Genomic DNA, 18,417 nt, shown 5'->3' with positions numbered 1-18,417 from the left:
TAGATGAAGACTTGATGACAGCTAATTACTCAGCTTCTACGAAGTCGTCTTTCTCAGCTTGAGCAACGATATTGCTCTCACGACCTTCAGTGATAGCTGCTGCAACTGCACCAGTGTAAAGGTTGATTGCACGGATCGCATCATCGTTACCAGGTACGATGAAATCAACACCGTCTGGGTTAGAGTTAGTATCAACGATCGCAACAACTGGAATACCTAGGTTGTTAGCTTCACGGATAGCGATATGCTCATGGTCAGCATCGATAACGAAAAGTGCGTCTGGAAGACCACCCATGTTCTTGATACCACCAAGGCTCTTCTCAAGCTTGTCCATTTCGCGGTTAAGCATTAACGTTTCTTTCTTAGTTAATTTCTCGAAAGTACCGTCTTGGCTTTGGATTTCAAGGTCTTTAAGACGCTTGATTGATTGACGAACTGTTTTCCAGTTAGTCAACATACCACCTAACCAACGGTGATTTACGTAATACTGGTCACTTGCGATAGCGGCTTCTTTAACCGACTCGCTTGCTGCGCGCTTAGTACCAACGAAAAGAACTTTACCTTTGTTTGACGCAGCACCAGTTAAAAACTTAAGTGCGTTGTTGAACATTGGAACTGTTTGCTCAAGGTTGATGATATGAACACGGTTACGTGCGCCGAAGATGAAAGGCTTCATCTTAGGATTCCAGTAACGTGCTTGGTGACCGAAGTGAACACCAGCTTGAAGCATATCGCGCATTGAAACGTTTGCCATTTTGTATTTCCTCTGTTTAGTTTAGGGTTAGGCCTCCACATATCCCATAGCACCAACACCGCAGTTAAATGAAACTGAAATGCACCCAAGTGTATGTGACGATACGTGTGTGTGTTAAAATAAAATTGTGTTTGCCTTAAAATACAAAAAATCATTTAAGAATTTATTTGTAAAAAGACGGCGCGCTTTATACCATATTAAAAACAAATACTCAACGTCGCGTGCAAAATTTGTGCGACAATAAATGTGTTAAAACTCGACAATGGAGCCTCCATGAGTGCTGTGATAAAGACCCCTGAAGAAATAGAGAAAATGCGTGTAGCCGGGCGCTTAGCGGCAGAAGTTCTAGAAATGATAGAGCCGCATGTAGTCCCTGGTGTGACCACTGATGAATTAAATACAATTTGTCATAATTATATTGTCGATGTGCAAAAAGCCATCCCGGCTCCATTAAATTATCATGGCTTCCCTAAATCAATTTGCACCTCAGTAAACCATGTAATTTGTCATGGTATTCCTAACGACAAAGCATTAAAAGATGGCGACAGTGTCAATATTGACATCACTGTCATCAAAGATGGTTACCATGGCGACACGTCTAAAATGTTTCATGTTGGTACACCTGATATTCAAGGCAAACGCCTTGCTGAGATAACTCAACAAAGCTTATACCTTGCTATTAAAATGGTAAAACCAGGTGTACGTTTAGGTGATATTGGCGAAGCGATTCAAAAATACGCTGAAAGCCATAAATATTCAATCGTGCGCGAATATTGCGGCCATGGCATTGGTGCTGAGTTTCACGAAGAGCCTCAAATTATGCACTATGGTCGTGCTGGCACTGGTGAAGCCCTAAAAGCGGGTATGTGTTTAACAATTGAGCCAATGGTTAACGCTGGTAAACGCCAATGTAAACTGCTTAAAGATGAATGGACGGTTGTTACTAAAGACCGTAGTTTATCTGCGCAGTGGGAACATACATTGTTAGTTACTGAAAATGGTGTTGAAATTTTAACGCTTAGATCAGATGATACTATCGATAGAATCATTGAGCATTAATACCAATTTGGTATAAATACTGATTCGCCCAATTAATTGGACGAATTAGTATTCTAAGGAGCCAGCCCACGTGGCATTACCTAATAAAGTTAAAAAGCTACTCAGCGATGCTGAGTTGCTCACCGATTACAAAGACTGCTCTAATTATTTTTATAAATGGTTACAAAACGAGTTTTCAAAACAACCAGTCGGTAATTTAATTAATGCCCGGGCTGAGTTTATCGATCGGTTACTAATAAAGCTTTTTCATGTTTATGATTTAGCCCATGAGCCAGATTTAGCCCTGATTGCCGTTGGTGGGTATGGCCGCGGTGAATTACACCCCTATTCTGATATCGACTTTTTATTACTTGTTACACAACAACCTAGTGAAGCAATTTGTGAAAAGATTGGTCAGTTTGTCACTATGCTGTGGGACCTTAATTTAGAAATTGGCCACAGTGTACGTACCATAGAACAAGCTATTGAACAAAAACGTGAAGATGTTACGTTTGCCACAAGCTTGCTTGAAAGCCGGCTATTGTTTGGCAATCATATAGAGTATGAAAAACTTAAAAATCATATCCTCGACACCCCTGTTTGGCACTCTGATGAATTCTTTTTGGCTAAAGTACAAGAACAACAACTACGCCATAAAAAATGCCATGGCACAGCGTATAACCTAGAGCCAAACATTAAAGAAAACCCCGGTGGTTTACGTGATTTACAAACTATCATTTGGGTTGCAAAAAAGCACTTTAGGGCTGAAACCTTACAAGAGCTTATTAGTCACGGTTACCTGACTCACGAAGAATACCAAGAGCTACTTGAGTGCTTAGAAAACTTATGGAATATTCGTTTTGCACTGCATTTAGCTGCAGGGCGATCAGAAAACCGCTTATTATTTGACCACCAACCACTGGCTGCTGATTTACTCGGTTTTGGTAGTGATGGCAAAGCGTCAGTTGAGCGAATGATGAAGCGCTTATTTAGAATAATGAGCCGTGTTCGTGAGTTAAATCAAATGCTATTGTCGTACTTTGAGCAAAGCATTTTACCGGAATCAAGCGAGCAACCGGTTATTGAACTTGACCGCAACTTTGAGCGCATTGGTCATCAAATAAGAGTTAAAAACCCATCAGTATTTTTTCGCCGCGATCAACTCTTCGTCTTATTTGAGCATATTGCCGATAACCCAACAATGACGCACATTTATCCAAGTACCATAAGAACAATTCGCCAAGTGCGTCGTCGTCTATTAGGTGACTTACAAGATTACGCGGCCTGTAGAGAAGCCTTTCTGCGCCTTGTTAAACATCCCAATGGCATGGGTCGTGCATTTACGTTAATGCACAAACATGGCATGTTAGCGGCTTATCTCCCGCAGTGGCGTAACATATTTGGACAAATGCAGTTTGATTTATTCCACGCTTATACCGTAGACGAACACACGCATAAACTTATCAATAATATTTATCAGTATTTTGATAAATCAAGTGCCAACAAATTTCCAATTTGTTGTGAAATTGTCACACGAATGGATAAACCCGAGCTGTTATATCTCGCAGGAATTTTTCATGACATTGCCAAAGGTCGCGGTGGCGATCATTCTGAACTTGGCGCTGTTGATGCCATTGCTTTTGCTAAGTTGCATAACTTCACAAACTCAGATGGTAAGTTAATTGCGTGGCTGGTAAGTAACCACTTACTTATGTCGGTTACTGCGCAACGTAAAGATATAAATGATCCTGATGTGATAAAAGAATTTGCCACACGGATAAAAAACGAACGTCAACTTGATTACCTTTATTGCCTAACCGTGGCTGATATTCGTGCGACCAATGACAACTTATGGAATGACTGGAAAAATACGCTACTACGTGAGCTTTACTTACACACGCAACGCGCATTGCGATTAGGGCTTGAAAACCCAATGGATCAGCGCGACCAAATTCGCGATAAAAAGCATCAAGCAAAACAACGCCTACTTAATCATGGCTTTGGCGAAGAACAAATAGATTTAATTTGGGCCCGCTTTAAAGCAAACTACTTTACCGCATTCAGTGAGCAACAAATCTCATGGCACAGTGAGCATTTGTTAAAAGCTGATTTAAGCCAACCCAGTGTTGTGGTATCTAATGAAGCCATGCATGGTGGCACACAAGTATTTGTTTACAGCCCCTACTCGGGTGGTTTATTTGCCCGTTTAGTGAGTGTGATTGGCTCAAAAAAGGCACAGATCCAACATGCACAAGTACTTACCACCCGCGATGGTTATGTCTTGTTTAGCTTTGTAGTACTTGAAGTAAGCGGTGAGCCCATTGCCAGCGGCCGTGCGCAATCAATTAAACGCGGTCTAGATTTGGCACTTGCTGATCCAAGAAAGAAAATTCGTTTTAAAAAGAATCGCTCGCAACGCTTTAAAGATTTTAATATTAAACCAAAGATAATTTTGCGTCCTCATCCGCGTAAAGATCGCAGTTTAATTGAAATTCAAGCCGTAGATATACCTGGTTTATTGACCAAAATTGCTGAAGTATTTCAAGCACATTTATTACACATACACGCCGCACGGATCACCACTGTGGGTGAGCGTGCAGAAGATTTCTTCGTAGTATCAAACAACGAATACCAAGCCCTTACGGACGAAGAACAAGCAAAAATTCATCAAGCATTGCGTAAAAAACTCAACGCAGAAACAGAATAAGAGGACCTTATGTCAGATTTAAAAACCATGATTGAAAACGCCTGGGATAACCGCGATAACATCAGCCCAAGCACAGTATCAAATGAAGTTAAACAAGCCATTATTGATGCACTTGAGCTGCTTGATAGCGGCGCTGCACGCGTTGCTGAAAAAATCAGTGGTGAGTGGGTTGTCCACCAATGGTTGAAAAAAGCCGTGTTACTGTCGTTCCGTATCCGCGATAACCAACCAATGCATGACGGCGTAAACCAGTTTTACGACAAAGTACCGCTTAAATTTAGTGACTACACGCCAGAGCAGTTTCAACAAGGTGGTATGCGCGTAGTACCAAATGCAGTCGCGCGTAAAGGTAGTTTTGTAGGTAAAAATGTAGTGCTTATGCCATCATACGTAAACATTGGCGCATACGTTGATGACGGCACCATGGTTGATACATGGGCCACTGTTGGCTCGTGTGCACAAATTGGTAAAAACGTACACTTATCTGGTGGTGTGGGTATAGGCGGCGTTTTAGAGCCGTTACAAGCTAACCCTACTATCATTGAAGACAACTGTTTTATTGGCGCACGTTCTGAAATCGTAGAAGGCGTTGTTGTTGAAGAAGGTGCAGTCATTTCAATGGGCGTTTACATCAGCCAAAGCACGCGTATTTACGACCGTGAAACTGGCGAAATCCACTATGGCCGTGTTCCAGCAGGTGCTGTTGTTGTACCAGGTGCATTACCATCAAAAGATGGTAGTCACAGCTTGTACGCTGCAATCATCGTGAAAAAAGTAGATCAACAAACTCGTGAAAAAGTAGGGATTAATGCATTGTTGAGATCGATAGACGATTAAGAGAAAGCTGTAAGCTTTCAGCCGTAAGCGATCAGCTGATTTGAATAAATTGCTGGGTTTGGTGATATCAGCCCCAGCAATTTAATTCTCAAGATTAAAACGACTTAAATATATACCCATTATCGCTGGGCCTTGTTGATAAGCAGTACAGAATAATGCATTTAAAACTCAAAACGGTAGAGCCACATTTTTGAAATTCCTTTGCTCGTCTCTTTAGAATACCTTTCTGTAAATGGGTAAAGAACACTGACAGGTAAGCCTTCAAAAGAGTTTAGATAGCAGAGTCCTATGCCTAGAGTTTGTGCCTTGGTAGATAAAGGACAAATGTAAATATGATTATACTTATCTAAGCACTTATTGATATGTATGTAATCATATATAGAATGTGCCGTTTCAAATGGGTCTGAGGCTGGTGCAAATATAGGATCTTTCAGAGAATTTGCAGTGAAAGACTCTTCTGCCGCTACAGTTCTTAAAATATTTTCTTGGAACATATCGGCTTTAAGTGATGGGAAACCTAGCAGAGGTACTATCTCTGCGTTCTCATTCTGCTGGGCTACTCTCGCGATTAAACTAGAGTCGTAGCCAGCTGCTATGATCAACAAATCTTTTTTATCAATTAGTTGATTAACACCTTGATAACCAAGAACCTGCCTTGTTTCATAAATAGAACCACTTGAAAAAGTAGTGTGTTCTTTTTTTGAATAATGGTTAGGCTCACTATAGATAAAATCTACATGAGTAAACCCACTTTTTTTCAAAAAAGCTAGTAAAAATAATAGCTGTGCTCTCATAAATCCTGTTGCATCTATACAAATGCTTTGTGATTTATAATCACTCAAGTTTATGTTTTTAAATACTGGTAGAAGTTGTTGTGCCTCAGTACCCTTATCAATAGAAATATAGCTTCCTTCGGTCGGCAATTCGTCAGCTTCAAAATCATACTCAGGAAAAACTAGCCAGTATTTTTTATTCGCATTAACTTTGTCATAAACGGCATTCAACCGTTCACTTAAATTAAAGGCCGAGATAAATAAGTCCCACTTATCCCATTGCTCTTCAATATTTAGTTCATCTCTATAATATAGTGAATAATGCATTAGAATCCGATTTCCATTTGATCATCATTCCCAGGGGATTTTGGTTTTGGTTTTGGTTTTGGTTTTGCTACAAGCTCAGACAGGTGAATATCATACGGTGAATGCCTAGCATCATGAAATTCTGATCTATAACTTTGAAATTCAGCTTGATGTTGTGGATCAAAAATTTTATTGAAATTCTCAGGTGTAAATGAAATTGCCCCGCGTTTAGAGAGGGATAAGCCCCATTTAGGGCATAAAAGACCATTTAAGTGATATTTAGGAATAAGTTTCTGAGAGTTTTTGTCTTGTCTAGGCGCGACTTCAATAATGACTCTTATTAATTCCGCCCAGTCTAAAATGTCTTTTGCTTCTTTACTAATGCGATCCGTGTCAACTGTAAAACCTGATGCTGAACATTCGACTGGCTTGTCAGAATACATTTCTATTCTTAATATTTCACATAATTTTGATAAAGCTTCAGAGACATTACTTCCTAGGCTGCCTTCGCTTGTACAATCATTATGAAACCACTCTGATGATTCTTTTAGTGCCAACCTTTGTGATTTCAATGATATTTGTTTAGAGCTAGTAAATGGGCTATTACCATGAAAAACTTCAATTTTATAAATATTTCTTAAAACAGTTAATATATGTCTAGGAAAGCCTTTCGTTAATTGTAAAAGCTGTTCTAACCCCAAATATTCATCAAAGTTACTCTGGGAAATAGAACGAATTGCTGATGCTGTATAATTGTTTTTATAGTATTTAAATTTATTAGCAATAGATGTTTTAGAAGCTTCACCATCGGATGAAGCATAGATTTTTATCTCTTTTGCTATTTCTTCTGATTTTAACTTCAGCAAATCTATATCAACTGAATTACTTGACCAGTACTGAGAAAATAAATGAATAGCTGCTAACTCTACTGTTGAATCGGCAGGGAATGATAAATTTTTACATATAGATAGTGCTGATTCAGCATCTATTTTAGCGTTTATACGGCCATTAAATGAGTTTAATGCAGAACTTAATCCATTATTTTTTAATTTAACATTTTGTACGATTGCGTTGATATCTGGTTTTTCAAATAGACTGATTAAGTACTCTTTTTTATTGTCGCTATTGTTCTCAAATGTCCTTAAATATCTTTGATCTTTCGTTATGAATTCGGCCTTTATTAACCTTTTCATTATTAAATTAATTGCGAAATCTTCGAAATGCTTTATCTCATTAAAAACATTGTCCAGCTTAGTCGTTTCAAACTCATGACCTTCTCTATTTTCTTCGCCAGAACCTAATGTTTTATAAGTTTTTATACCGTGTTTTCTGGCACCAAACCTAAATGAACAAGGCAGCTTTTTTTCTCTTATTAATGTATTAAAATATTTTTGCTGTTCTTCACTAATATTTTCAAGTTCATCAATGAGGTACAGGAAAGTTATATCCTTAAATGTAGTGGAGTGAGTATTTAATAGTTTGGGTATTCCAAAAATTAAGGACCCCCTACTCGCAAGTATATTAAGATCTGGTTTCTCTATAAAGAATGCATTATTAACCACTAAGTCAACTTCGTTGGATAGCTTTACTATTAGCCCTTTTAGTGATTTTAGTGTGGATATTTCCTGATAGTTAGCAGGCAGAGCGCTAAATAATGAAAGCACATCAGAACAAAATTCTTGTTCTTTATCTAGTACGTCTGGATGCAAACCTTGTAAAGTTATTATAGATTCAATGACTAAACCAGCACACCACAAGTCAAAAGAGTACGCAAACATTGCTTCTTTTAATTCATTTTTATAAGGTAAATTTTCAAATCTAGCTCCATTTAAACCGCTTGCCTGAAAATAAACGCCAAAATAACCATCATTTTCTATGCCTTCGAGTAGGCTTTCTTCGTGACGTAATATTTGGGGCTTGTAGGAAAAATACCTCATTAAGTGGGTTTTGCCACTTCCTTTACCACCAATCAAGTATTGTGAAATTTTATGCGTTGGACAGAAAAAATCTACGAACCCCGTGCCTTGAATATCCACCCATTGTTCATTGATTTCTGTATCATCAAGGTCATTTGCTTTTATTGTAGTAAAAGGGTTACGTTGTAATAAATCCATTTTAAACCTCTATAATTTAATATGTTGTTCCGTATGCTTTGTTATAGCGTTTAAAAATGGGGTTCCAAGTATGACTTTTCCCCCAAATAATAGGTAAACTGTTGTCTGGTGTGTTGTGTGAAAAGCCTAGTAAAAGTTGGCCATCTTTATATCCTAAAGCATCTGCTCCGAATAATTGAGTTCCATATTTCCGACAAAATTGCTCAGTGAACTCTTTTGATATTGGGGAGTTTGGAGAACCCTTAAAATACCGAGATGATTCAGAAAAACACTTGAAAGTGTTATCTAGCTCGAAAACACACTCTACTTTATCAAATAATGTATTATTTCTAATATTTTCTAATCCATGTGAAGTTGAAAATAAGGAAAAATAATACACTTTGATGTTAGGGTTTAAGTTCTTTAATTCTTTTATTAATTCTTCTGAATATTCAATTGCTTGCGTTCCACTACCACAAACATCATCTATGAAAATATAACGTTTTATATCTTCATTTTTAAGAGAAACCTGTAGAGAGTCATTTTCATCACGCCTATAATTTAAAATTTCGTGCGTATGAATAAAATCATCTTTGCCCAAGGCGTTTTCTTGCCTAAAGAAATAAAGTAAATGGGTTCCACTCTCTGATGGGTTTCCAACCCCTAAAAATCGGGTTGAGGCTAACTCAGATACTATTTCATTTTCAATATCTTTGATATTCTTAGTGTCGTTGTTTCTTTTCCTAACTTCCTGTATTAACGGATTAAAAAATTTGTCTCTGTAGATGGATTTTAATAACTCACGGATTTCTCGAACCCCAAAGTACATAAAATTGCTAAGAAGAAATAATGCGTGTGTTCTTTCGCAATTCTCTGGCTTTTCCGCCTGAAGAAAGTTATCTAGCCATTCGTTTAGGTGAATTGTTGAAATGCGATGCTCCCAAACATTCTGGGATAGATTCATGATCTTCATTTCTAACATTTCTTTAAATTCTGTTTCGTTCATTTTTTAAACACCAAAATCCATTCTGAGTTAATAACACTGGCAGTTTTATTTCTTTTAGTCATTAATCCTCTTGAGTGAATATCATCCACTAGTACTAATTCAGTGGTAAACCCAATTTTCTCTGCGATAAGTCTGATGAATCTTTGAGTGTCAAATTGTTTACCACACACTTCATTGTTTCCAATAATGATTATGCAGTACTTGTTTTTCTTAAGAACTCGATACATTTCAGATATTGCATTTTGCATTTCTAATAAGTAGTTCCCGTTGATATGTGCTCTTAATCGGTTTATGTGCCATATGTCATTTAGCACATTATCAATGTCGGCAATTCCTGTTTGAATGACCGTTTCGTATTCTGATTTAGAGTAATGTTCTCGACCTATATTTTCTCGTTCAAAATCACGTAAACTATTTTTTTCACAAAAACCTAGCCAGCCTAAACTTAAGGAAGATGATCTAATATATTTCTGAGCTCCAGCATAAGGTGGTGATGTCAAAATTAGATCGACAGTTTCATTTGGAAGCTTTTTGTTCGGTAACTCCAGTGATTCTGTTATTTTTCTTGCGTCTTTACTTATAACTGTGGCTTTAGCGTCTATTACCGTGTCTTCTAATATTTTTATTCTTTTCAAATTATCTTTAAATTGTTTTTCGAAAACGGTGAATACACTTAGATTATTTATGTAGGCTAGCTTTTTTTGAGCCTTACTTTTATATTCTGGATTTTTGTATTTTTCAGGCTTTAGTTTTACGGGAACACTTAGATTTGGATCTGCGTAGCTTACTTTTTTGACAACATTTGAAAATGTAACTTTTAAGAAGTCTTTTTCATGACTATCTGCAAGTTGTTCAATGGAGCGAGCGATTCTAGATAAGTCTCTTTGTGTTATTTTCGGAAACCAGTGATTAATATTAACGACATTTATAGGTAAAAACTTTCTTAACCTCTTTGCACTAGCTAGAACCGAATCTAATTCTTTTTGTAGCTTTGAACTATTCAGTTTTGTTGTTTTAACTTTTGCAATCAGGCGAGCTAGGGGGTTGGCATCACAGCCAAAAGCATTATGTCCACTTAATAGAGCTTCTAATAGAACTGTTCCCGAACCGCAAAAAGGGTCAAGTACGTAACTATTTTTCTCTGGTAGTAAATAATTTGAATTTAAGAAAAATATCGGTATATGTTTTAATAGCTTAGCAGGGTAAGCATGTACATAATGAGTATATGAATCTGAATAAGGTACCCAGTTAACTAATTCTCTAAAATCCACCTCTATTGCCTGTTTAGTGAGCTTATAAGTGGTAATGAAGCTTAACAAAGCTAAATCTATAGACTGCTCATTGGCAGTAACTTCTTTTGAGTGGTCACTTTTATTATCACTTGGAGCCTTAAACTCATAAAAAGTGTTATTATTCAACTTCATCTATTACAATTAACCCGCCAAGTATTGATCTTTTTTGTAAAAATTAAATAAGTAAAGATAACATTTTTAACTCTGAATATCTTAAGTTTTTTCCTTAAACCTATACCGTCAAATCTATAATTTAGAATGTATTAGAAAAAGTAGGGAAAACTGAATAAATCATACCGACCATTGAAGCTCACCCTAAGGCACTTTTACGCGTTAGCGAGACATATTTTAGCCTAGCGATCGCTATTAGTTAGCAAAAAGCGTAAAGGCCTGACACTTATTCCTAGCAAAAAGTGGTTAACCCGAGAAGAATCTAAAAAGGACAGGCACAAAATAGAAAAATTTATGCTTGTCTCACCCTATTTTAGAAACTTATGCCTGTCCCGTCTTATTCCTTCTTCCGCGACGTCAAGGGCTATGCCTTTACTTAATAAATCAACAGTGGTGGCGAAAGTTTCGCCCTCGGTGCAACGAAGCGCCTCTATGGTCTCGGTAGTGAAATTCACTTTCTCGGGCTAAAGCCCGACCTACAATTAAAACTAACTAGTTTGTCTTTTACGTGCGGCTAGGATTAGGTGGCACCCATTACCCCTCTTAGGTAATGAAAATAATAACATGAGATTACGGTTAGAAAGCTTCCTTTAGTATCTAAAATACAATCATTCGCTTATTAATTTTGTACAGTAAACCTGCAAACTTATCAAGCTGATATTAAATTTAACTCAGAACAACTGAAAGCTTACCGCTTAAAATTTAACGTGTTACAACTAAACCCACTCAGATCAATTTGTTTAATTTTCTCACCTTTATCACTTTGGGCGTTATGCGTGATGATCAACGTATTTGCTTTTTCTTTAAATGTAAATGTGCCAAGCCAGTCGAGCGTCACGATAGGTTGAAGTGTATAAAAACCGGTTGAATCGGTACATTGATATGAAAAGTAATGAGTCGCTTTGCCAAACGCGCCTACATCGGACGTATAAACACTAATGTTTCCTTGTTGTTTATAGTCGTCGGCCTGAGTTCCTACTACTACATACAATACACTAATCACAGTAAATAAAATAAACTGAATACCTGCCAAAATAAATATACCGACATCAACTACTTTTAAAAACCACGAACGCGGCGCATCTATATAAATTTGACGGCGGGTATGATGTATAAGAAAAAAGCCGCCCATAATCACAAGGGCTAACTTGATAGGTATTAAATACGCACTAAATAAATACATACTTTTTGCGCTATGCCATTGCAGGCCAAAGGCGGTAGGTATAAGTAAACTATCAATTAAAGGAGCTAATATCAGTAAATACGCGATAATGCGTTTTTTATCTTTAATCATTTATAAGCGTTGGTAATAAATCATGTTATTGAGTGTACAAATAAAAACAGCCAATAAAAAGCCCGCTAAGTTAAACCTTGCGGGCTTTTTATTATAACAATTAGTATAAGTAATTAATCGTCTTCAATGTTGTCTAATCCCTTAGTCCCTTCTTTAGCTTTAAGCTTATGATGTATCGCGGATTTTATAAGCATATACCCACTGATAGGCGCTGTGATCAATAAAAATATCGTGATCAACAGTTCTTTAACACTTATACCATCTTGAGTGTTGCTAAAAAACACCATAGCTCCAATGAGTACTCCAGCCATACCGAGTGTGGTCGCTTTTGTTGGGCCATGTAGACGCATAAAAAAATCAGGCATTTTAATAAGGCCAATTGAGCCTATTAAAATAAATGCGCCACCAATAAGTAATAAAATAGACACTACCCATTCACTGTACATACGTTTTCCTTATTCGATGATGTCGCCACGTAACAAATATTTACATACCGCTACGGTGCTTACAAAGCCGAGCATTGCTATCAATAGCGCTGCTTCAAAGTAAAGCCCAGTGCCCATGCTCATACCATATAAAATGATCAGTGCTATGGTATTTATATACATAGTATCAAGCGCTAAAATTCTATCTGGTACTGACGGACCAACAACCAAACGCCATAAATTGAGTAATAGCGATAGGCCAATCATTGCAAAGACGATTAAGAACACCGTTTCTAACATTGAAATATCTCCTTCAGTGGCGCTTCATAACGTTTTTTAATTGTATTGATAAGCTCTTGTTCGTCATTCAAATCTAATACATGTATTAGTAAATAACGTTGCTTTGGCTTCTCACCTTTTGGCAGTGATTCTGGAATTGGATACACTTCCGCACTTACTGTTCCCGGGGTTAGCGATACAGTGCTTGCCAAAATAGTAATAGGCATTGAGTGGCTTAAATCTAAAGGAACTTTAACAAACGCAGGACGTAATTTTTTAGTCGGCCCTAGTATCAGTAATGCCACCTGTAGATTAGCAGTAATAATGTCATATAACACAATAATTAGCTGCTTTAGGGCTAACCCTGGCTTAATGATCAGTGGCTGTGGGACACGAAATGGAAATGTCGCCAATGGAATTAAAATAGCAAAAACCGTAGCCAATACTAAGTGCCCAGCAGATACACTATTATTAAGTAACAGCCATACCACAAACAATAGACCACTACGAAAAGGCGTTGGCAACCAACTAAAACGTGATTCTAAACGCATTATGAACCTCCCCCAAGTACAGTGTTAATACCACCGGTTATATCATGTAGCTGCGTAGCAGCAGCGATCATATATTCACTCACTGGACCACCAAATATAACTAATAAAGGCGAACATATTAATAAACCGATTACCGCAATGATTTGTAGTGGCTGGGCTTTTACGCCTTCAGTTAACTCACTATCTTGGTGTTTACGTTCCCAAAACAGACTAGTCCCAGCACGTGATAATGCCACCAACAGCGCAAAACTGGCAATTAAGTAAACAGGCCAAAACAACAGTGCTTTTTCACTATCTAATGCTGTTTTTAAAATCCACACTTTACCTACAAACCCTGAAAGTGGCGGCATGCCGATCACACTCAAAGCGGCAATAATAAAACAAGCACCTAGCAATAGAGGTTGTCCTACCGCTCGCCCTGCTGCAAAACGATCTGCGACTTTTCCGCGTTGATGAGAAATTAAATCAGCGATTAAAAATAATGCTGCACACACTAACGTTGAATGTACAAGGTAATACAATAATGCAGCAGTAGCATTAATATTTTGAATTGCCACTAAAGCCACCAACGTACCAACCGATACGATCACCAAGTTAGCGGTGAGTTTACGCAAATCTTGAGCTGCAATAACACCGATTGCACCCGCAATAATTGTTGCCACAGCTAATCCCCACAACCAAGGTTGTGCCATGTGGGCAAGTTGCCCTGCTTCATCGCCAAAAATAACCGTATATACGCGTAACATTGTATACACGCCTACTTTCGTCATTATCGCAAATAACGCAGCCACTACGGGCATTGCACTAGCGTAAGTATTAGGTAACCATAAATGCAATGGCAATAACGCGCCTTTGAGTGCAAAAACAACAAGTAGTAATAAGCCACCAATCTTGGCTAGGTAGACATCATCACCTTGCAACTGAGACATTTTTTGCGCCATATCGGCAATATTTAATGTTCCCAGTACACCGTATAAAATACCAAGTGCAATCAAAAAAACACTAGAGCCAATTAGATTTAAGCTAACGTACTGAATGGCTGAACGGGTCTTATGTTTATCACCGTCATGCATCAATAATGAATATGAGGCAATTAATAGCACTTCAAAAAATACAAATAGATTAAATAAATCACCTGTTAAGAAAGCGCCATTAACACCCAGTACAAGGAAATGTACTAATGGGTGAAAAAAGCCTCCTTTCTCGTCATCACCTACACAGCTATATAAAGTAACAACCAAGCCTAAGAGTGAAGTAAGACACACTAATAACACAGAGACTAAATCAGCAACAAGTACAATACCAAATGGCGCTTGCCAATCACCAATGGCATAAACAATGATGCCTGAATGCAACACTTCCCATAATAAGAACGCACTCACTAACGTACTTAGAAAAGCCATAAATACAGAAGCTACACGACGAATTGGAATACTTTTTCCACACGGTGGTAGCAGTAAAATAACCCCAGCCAACATAGGTAATAAAATGGGCCAAGAAGCAATGTGCTGAATCATTTGTGCTCCTTATGTTCAATTTTTCCTAAGTGACCATCAACATGATCATTGCCTAAATCTGCACGGCCACGAATTGCAAGTATCACAACAAATGCGGTCATTGCAAAACCTATTACTATTGCTGTTAATACCAGTGCTTGTGGCAGCGGATCTGCATAATCAGCACCGGTACCTAATACTACTGCTTTATTAATAGTTAAACGCCCTGACGAGAATAAAAACAAGTTCACTGCATATGAAAGCATTGTAAGCCCTAATACAACCGGAAAAGTCCGTGCTCGTAGGATCAAATAGACCCCACAAGCGACTAATACACCAACGCATGATGCGTATAACAATTCCATTAAATATTTACCTCATTTTTTGGAGTATCGGCTGTTAATTTACCTAAACTGGCGAGAATCATTAATGTCGCGCCCACAACCGTCAAATACACACCTAAATCAAATATAATGGCACTTGCCAATTCTGTTTTGCCCACAAATGGGAAGTCAAAATAATCAAACCATGTTGTTAGAAAAGGCCTATCAAATGCCCAACTACCCAATCCAGTAAACATTGCGATAGCAATACCTGAGGCGATAATTTTACGGTAATTAACATCAAAGCGTTCAGTGATCCAAATAGAGCCGTGAGCCATATATTGCAAAATAAATGCAATAGCGGTTACCAAGCCTGCGATAAATCCACCACCAGGTAAGTTATGACCACGTAAAAAGATATATGCTGACACTAATAGCGCTAATGGTAATAAGCTTTGTGAAATACTTGCTAATAATAGTGGATGGCGCTCACGTGCCCATGGGCGACCTTCGCTATCACTTGCTGGCATAAATAAAGGTAAGTTAGTAAGTACTTTATAAATACCTAATGCAGCAATACCTAATACCGTGATTTCACCGAGCGTATCAAACCCCCTAAAATCGACAAGAATTACGTTCACTACGTTTGTACCACCACCGCCAGTTTTAGCATTAGCAATAAAAAAGTCTGATATTGACTCAAGCGGCCTTGTTAATAACGCATAACAAATACTCGCTACAACAACTCCCATTGCAGAAGCAATACTTAAATCACGTATTACACGTAATGAGCTTGATTCTTTTGGTGTACGCTGTGGTAAAAAGAACAATGCTAGCATCAGCAGAATCACCGTAACTACTTCGACTGTTAGCTGTGTTAGTGCTAAATCAGGTGCTGAGAAACGTGTAAACGCCACTGACACCATCAACCCAACAATTGACAACATTAATAAAGATACCACGCGTGAACGATGCCAAATTACGGTGCTAATTGCACCTATAATCAACAGCCCAGCGCCAATTGCATTATGAAAATCGATCGGAGTACGCGGCGCTGTGCCTGCCAGTGCTTCCATTTCGAATAATGGCCAACCCGCGCACAATAACACCACGCCTAACATTACAACAATGTAGCGTTGTAATGAGCCATTCTCTACACTGCGTACTTTATCTCGACTCCATTTAATAATGTTATAAACAAAACGTTCAAAAGTTTTCTTGGCATTTAATGGCGGCAATGACGCCTGGAATTTAAACAAATGTTTACGCTGAATATAAATAAACACGCCACCCACTACAGCCATCGCGCTCATAAGTAATGGTAAATTAAAGCCATGCCAAATTGATAATTTAAACTCTGGTGTAGCCTCTCCAAGCACCGCTAATGACGCCGCTGATAAAATACCGTCAACCACAAAGTGTGGAAACATACCGACCAATAAACACAACACAACCAGAATTTCGATTGGTACACGCATATAACGCGGTGGTTCGTGCGGTGTTTTAGGTAAATTAATTGGGTCACCATTAAAAAACACATCGTGAATAAAGCGTGCAGAATAAGCCACAGAGAAAGCAGCCGCTAGCGTTGCTAACACTGGGATAAGCCACGACATTGAGCCTAATATCTGTTGGTGTAGCGTTTCTGCAAAAAACATTTCTTTTGACAAGAAACCATTTAATAACGGTACTCCTGCCATTGCAGCGGCTGCAACCATCGCAAGAGTGGCGGTATAAGGCATAAAACGCCACATTCCGTTGAGCCTGCGCATATCACGCGTGCCAGTTTCGTGATCGATAATACCCGTGGCCATAAATAATGACGCTTTAAAGGTCGCATGGTTAATGATATGAAATATCGCCGCGACAGTGGCAAGCTCAGTATCCAAACCAAGTAACAGCGTTATTAGACCTAAGTGACTAATCGTTGAGTACGCCAATAGCCCTTTTAAGTCATGCTTAAATAAAGCGATATAAGCACCGACTAATAACGTTGCTAAGCCAGTCATAGCGACCAAGATAAACCAGGTATCAGTGCCCGCCAGTGCAGGGTAAAATCGTGCTAATAAAAAGATACCGGCCTTAACCATTGTTGCCGAATGTAAATATGCACTAACTGGCGTCGGCGCAGCCATTGCATGTGGCAGCCAAAAATGAAACGGAAACTGTGCAGATTTAGTGAAGGCGCCCAACAATACAAGTACTAATGCAAGCTCATATAAATCATGCGATTGGATCAACGCTTTGCTAGCTAAAATAACATCTAAATTATAGCTACCAACTATATCACCTAGCAATAACAAGCCACCAAGTAACGCTAAGCCACCGGCACCTGTAACGGCCAGTGCCATACGAGCACCTTTTCGCGCTTCAGATTTATGCCACCAGTAACTAATTAATAAAAATGAGCTGATACTGGTCAATTCCCAAAATAACCAGAGCTGGATGACGTTATTTGACATAACAATACCCAGCATTGCCGTCATAAACAGCATTAAATAGCTGTATAGCTTAGGCATTGAATCATTACTACTTAAGTAATAACGGGTATAAAAAATAACGAGTAAGCCAATACCTAGAATCATAAAAATGAACAGTAAGCTTAAACCATCTAAACGAAAGGCTATTTCCATGCCAAGAGCGGGGATCCACTGCGCGGTAAAGCGAATTGTCTCACCAGCCAAAACGGCGGGCGTATGATAAATCGCAATTGCTAAAGCGCACAGTGGCGCCATCATAGTAAGGCTCGTAGATTGGTTACGAGTCAATTTGCCGGTGCATGAAGAAATAACACTGCCAATTAAGGATAGCAAGGGTATCCAGAGCAAAGTCATAGTGAGAAACCTTTTAAAGTCATAAGAATATCAATACGTCGCTAGTTAATTTTAGTTGTGTACTGGTCATTGTGAATGGTTATTTATTTTTGCTTATTAAAACAATTATAGTGGGTATAGTTATACTGATCAGGGATCATTTTGTCTATAGTGAGGGCACCTACCCGCCGTTATTTTGAACAAATTTAACGTCGATTTTATATTATTTACAACTTTTATGCCTATTCGTTTTATTTAT

The 18,417-nt window shown here is 38.3% G+C and carries 15 protein-coding genes; 3 read left to right on the top strand and 12 right to left on the bottom strand.

Annotation, left to right across the window (positions count from 1 at the left end):
• Nucleotides 1-25: 25 nt before the first annotated feature.
• On the bottom strand, nucleotides 26-754 hold the full coding sequence (gene rpsB / locus HH219_RS13165; RefSeq protein ID WP_054206007.1) for a 30S ribosomal protein S2: 729 nt from the start codon (nucleotides 752-754) through the stop codon (nucleotides 26-28).
• Nucleotides 755-1,027: 273 nt separating this feature from the next.
• Here rpsB and map point away from each other — a divergent pair, with 273 nt between their 5' ends.
• The 3 genes from map (at nucleotide 1,028) to dapD (ending at nucleotide 5,336) form a co-directional block, all read left to right on the top strand.
• Nucleotides 1,028-1,813 carry a type I methionyl aminopeptidase gene (map, locus tag HH219_RS13160; protein ID WP_054206008.1) on the top strand — a complete coding sequence of 262 codons (786 nt, stop codon included), beginning with the start codon at nucleotides 1,028-1,030 and terminating at the stop codon, nucleotides 1,811-1,813.
• Nucleotides 1,814-1,883: 70 nt separating this feature from the next.
• Nucleotides 1,884-4,499 (top strand): [protein-PII] uridylyltransferase, encoded by a 2,616-nt coding sequence (glnD, locus tag HH219_RS13155; RefSeq protein WP_054206009.1) that lies wholly within the window; start codon nucleotides 1,884-1,886, stop codon nucleotides 4,497-4,499.
• A 9-nt stretch (nucleotides 4,500-4,508) separates the two neighbouring features.
• Nucleotides 4,509-5,336 (top strand): 2,3,4,5-tetrahydropyridine-2,6-dicarboxylate N-succinyltransferase, encoded by an 828-nt coding sequence (gene dapD, locus HH219_RS13150; protein WP_169327717.1) that lies wholly within the window; start codon nucleotides 4,509-4,511, stop codon nucleotides 5,334-5,336.
• Between the two features lie 161 nt (nucleotides 5,337-5,497).
• Here dapD and HH219_RS13145 read toward each other — a convergent pair whose 3' ends face one another.
• From HH219_RS13145 to HH219_RS13095, 11 genes are all read right to left on the bottom strand, one after another.
• A complete protein-coding gene (locus HH219_RS13145; protein ID WP_169327716.1) occupies nucleotides 5,498-6,436 on the bottom strand; it encodes a hypothetical protein in 939 nt (312 codons plus the stop codon).
• Nucleotides 6,436-8,529 (bottom strand): hypothetical protein, encoded by a 2,094-nt coding sequence (locus HH219_RS13140; protein WP_169327715.1) that lies wholly within the window; start codon nucleotides 8,527-8,529, stop codon nucleotides 6,436-6,438. Before HH219_RS13140 ends, HH219_RS13145 begins: the two co-directional genes overlap by 1 nt.
• Before the next feature lie 16 nt (nucleotides 8,530-8,545).
• A complete protein-coding gene (locus HH219_RS13135; protein WP_169327714.1) occupies nucleotides 8,546-9,514 on the bottom strand; it encodes a hypothetical protein in 969 nt (322 codons plus the stop codon).
• Nucleotides 9,511-10,932, bottom strand: a complete 1,422-nt coding sequence (locus HH219_RS13130; protein WP_169327713.1) for a DNA methyltransferase — start codon at nucleotides 10,930-10,932, stop codon at nucleotides 9,511-9,513. Before HH219_RS13130 ends, HH219_RS13135 begins: the two co-directional genes overlap by 4 nt.
• Nucleotides 10,933-11,665: 733 nt before the next feature.
• Nucleotides 11,666-12,271: a hypothetical protein gene (locus HH219_RS13125; RefSeq protein ID WP_169327712.1), complete on the bottom strand. Its 606-nt coding sequence runs from the start codon at nucleotides 12,269-12,271 to the stop codon at nucleotides 11,666-11,668.
• Between the two features lie 113 nt (nucleotides 12,272-12,384).
• Nucleotides 12,385-12,717: a Na+/H+ antiporter subunit G gene (locus HH219_RS13120; RefSeq protein ID WP_054206013.1), complete on the bottom strand. Its 333-nt coding sequence runs from the start codon at nucleotides 12,715-12,717 to the stop codon at nucleotides 12,385-12,387.
• 9 nt (nucleotides 12,718-12,726) lie between these two features.
• Nucleotides 12,727-12,996, bottom strand: coding sequence for a K+/H+ antiporter subunit F (locus HH219_RS13115; RefSeq protein WP_016707651.1), 270 nt, complete (start codon nucleotides 12,994-12,996; stop codon nucleotides 12,727-12,729).
• Nucleotides 12,990-13,526 carry a Na+/H+ antiporter subunit E gene (locus tag HH219_RS13110; protein WP_054206014.1) on the bottom strand — a complete coding sequence of 179 codons (537 nt, stop codon included), beginning with the start codon at nucleotides 13,524-13,526 and terminating at the stop codon, nucleotides 12,990-12,992. Before HH219_RS13110 ends, HH219_RS13115 begins: the two co-directional genes overlap by 7 nt.
• Nucleotides 13,526-15,043 (bottom strand): monovalent cation/H+ antiporter subunit D, encoded by a 1,518-nt coding sequence (locus tag HH219_RS13105; protein WP_054206015.1) that lies wholly within the window; start codon nucleotides 15,041-15,043, stop codon nucleotides 13,526-13,528. Before HH219_RS13105 ends, HH219_RS13110 begins: the two co-directional genes overlap by 1 nt.
• On the bottom strand, nucleotides 15,040-15,387 hold the full coding sequence (locus tag HH219_RS13100) for a Na+/H+ antiporter subunit C (protein ID WP_054206016.1): 348 nt from the start codon (nucleotides 15,385-15,387) through the stop codon (nucleotides 15,040-15,042). The genes HH219_RS13105 and HH219_RS13100 overlap by 4 nt, the downstream gene beginning before the upstream one ends.
• A complete protein-coding gene (locus HH219_RS13095) occupies nucleotides 15,387-18,179 on the bottom strand; it encodes a monovalent cation/H+ antiporter subunit A (protein WP_054206017.1) in 2,793 nt (930 codons plus the stop codon). Before HH219_RS13095 ends, HH219_RS13100 begins: the two co-directional genes overlap by 1 nt.
• Nucleotides 18,180-18,417: the final 238 nt, after the last annotated feature.

This window comes from Pseudoalteromonas sp. NEC-BIFX-2020_015 (assembly GCF_012952265.1).
Taxonomy (GTDB): Bacteria; Pseudomonadota; Gammaproteobacteria; order Enterobacterales; family Alteromonadaceae; genus Pseudoalteromonas; species Pseudoalteromonas neustonica.
The sequence above is the reverse complement of the archived record's forward strand: the minus strand, read 5'-3'. Positions and strand labels throughout refer to the sequence as shown.

Excerpts from the sequence above, each read along its gene's own strand:
- rpsB (WP_054206007.1), bottom strand. The coding sequence starts at position 754 with ATGGCAAACGTTTCAATGCGCGATATGCTTCAAGCTGGTGTTCACTTC.
- map (WP_054206008.1), top strand. The coding sequence starts at position 1,028 with ATGAGTGCTGTGATAAAGACCCCTGAAGAAATAGAGAAAATGCGTGTA.
- dapD (WP_169327717.1), top strand. The coding sequence starts at position 4,509 with ATGTCAGATTTAAAAACCATGATTGAAAACGCCTGGGATAACCGCGAT.
- HH219_RS13145 (WP_169327716.1), bottom strand. The coding sequence starts at position 6,436 with ATGCATTATTCACTATATTATAGAGATGAACTAAATATTGAAGAGCAA.
- HH219_RS13140 (WP_169327715.1), bottom strand. The coding sequence starts at position 8,529 with ATGGATTTATTACAACGTAACCCTTTTACTACAATAAAAGCAAATGAC.
- HH219_RS13135 (WP_169327714.1), bottom strand. The coding sequence starts at position 9,514 with ATGAACGAAACAGAATTTAAAGAAATGTTAGAAATGAAGATCATGAAT.
- HH219_RS13125 (WP_169327712.1), bottom strand. The coding sequence starts at position 12,271 with ATGATTAAAGATAAAAAACGCATTATCGCGTATTTACTGATATTAGCT.
- HH219_RS13120 (WP_054206013.1), bottom strand. The coding sequence starts at position 12,717 with ATGTACAGTGAATGGGTAGTGTCTATTTTATTACTTATTGGTGGCGCA.
- HH219_RS13115 (WP_016707651.1), bottom strand. The coding sequence starts at position 12,996 with ATGTTAGAAACGGTGTTCTTAATCGTCTTTGCAATGATTGGCCTATCG.
- HH219_RS13110 (WP_054206014.1), bottom strand. The coding sequence starts at position 13,526 with ATGCGTTTAGAATCACGTTTTAGTTGGTTGCCAACGCCTTTTCGTAGT.
- HH219_RS13105 (WP_054206015.1), bottom strand. The coding sequence starts at position 15,043 with ATGATTCAGCACATTGCTTCTTGGCCCATTTTATTACCTATGTTGGCT.
- HH219_RS13100 (WP_054206016.1), bottom strand. The coding sequence starts at position 15,387 with ATGGAATTGTTATACGCATCATGCGTTGGTGTATTAGTCGCTTGTGGG.
- HH219_RS13095 (WP_054206017.1), bottom strand. The coding sequence starts at position 18,179 with ATGACTTTGCTCTGGATACCCTTGCTATCCTTAATTGGCAGTGTTATT.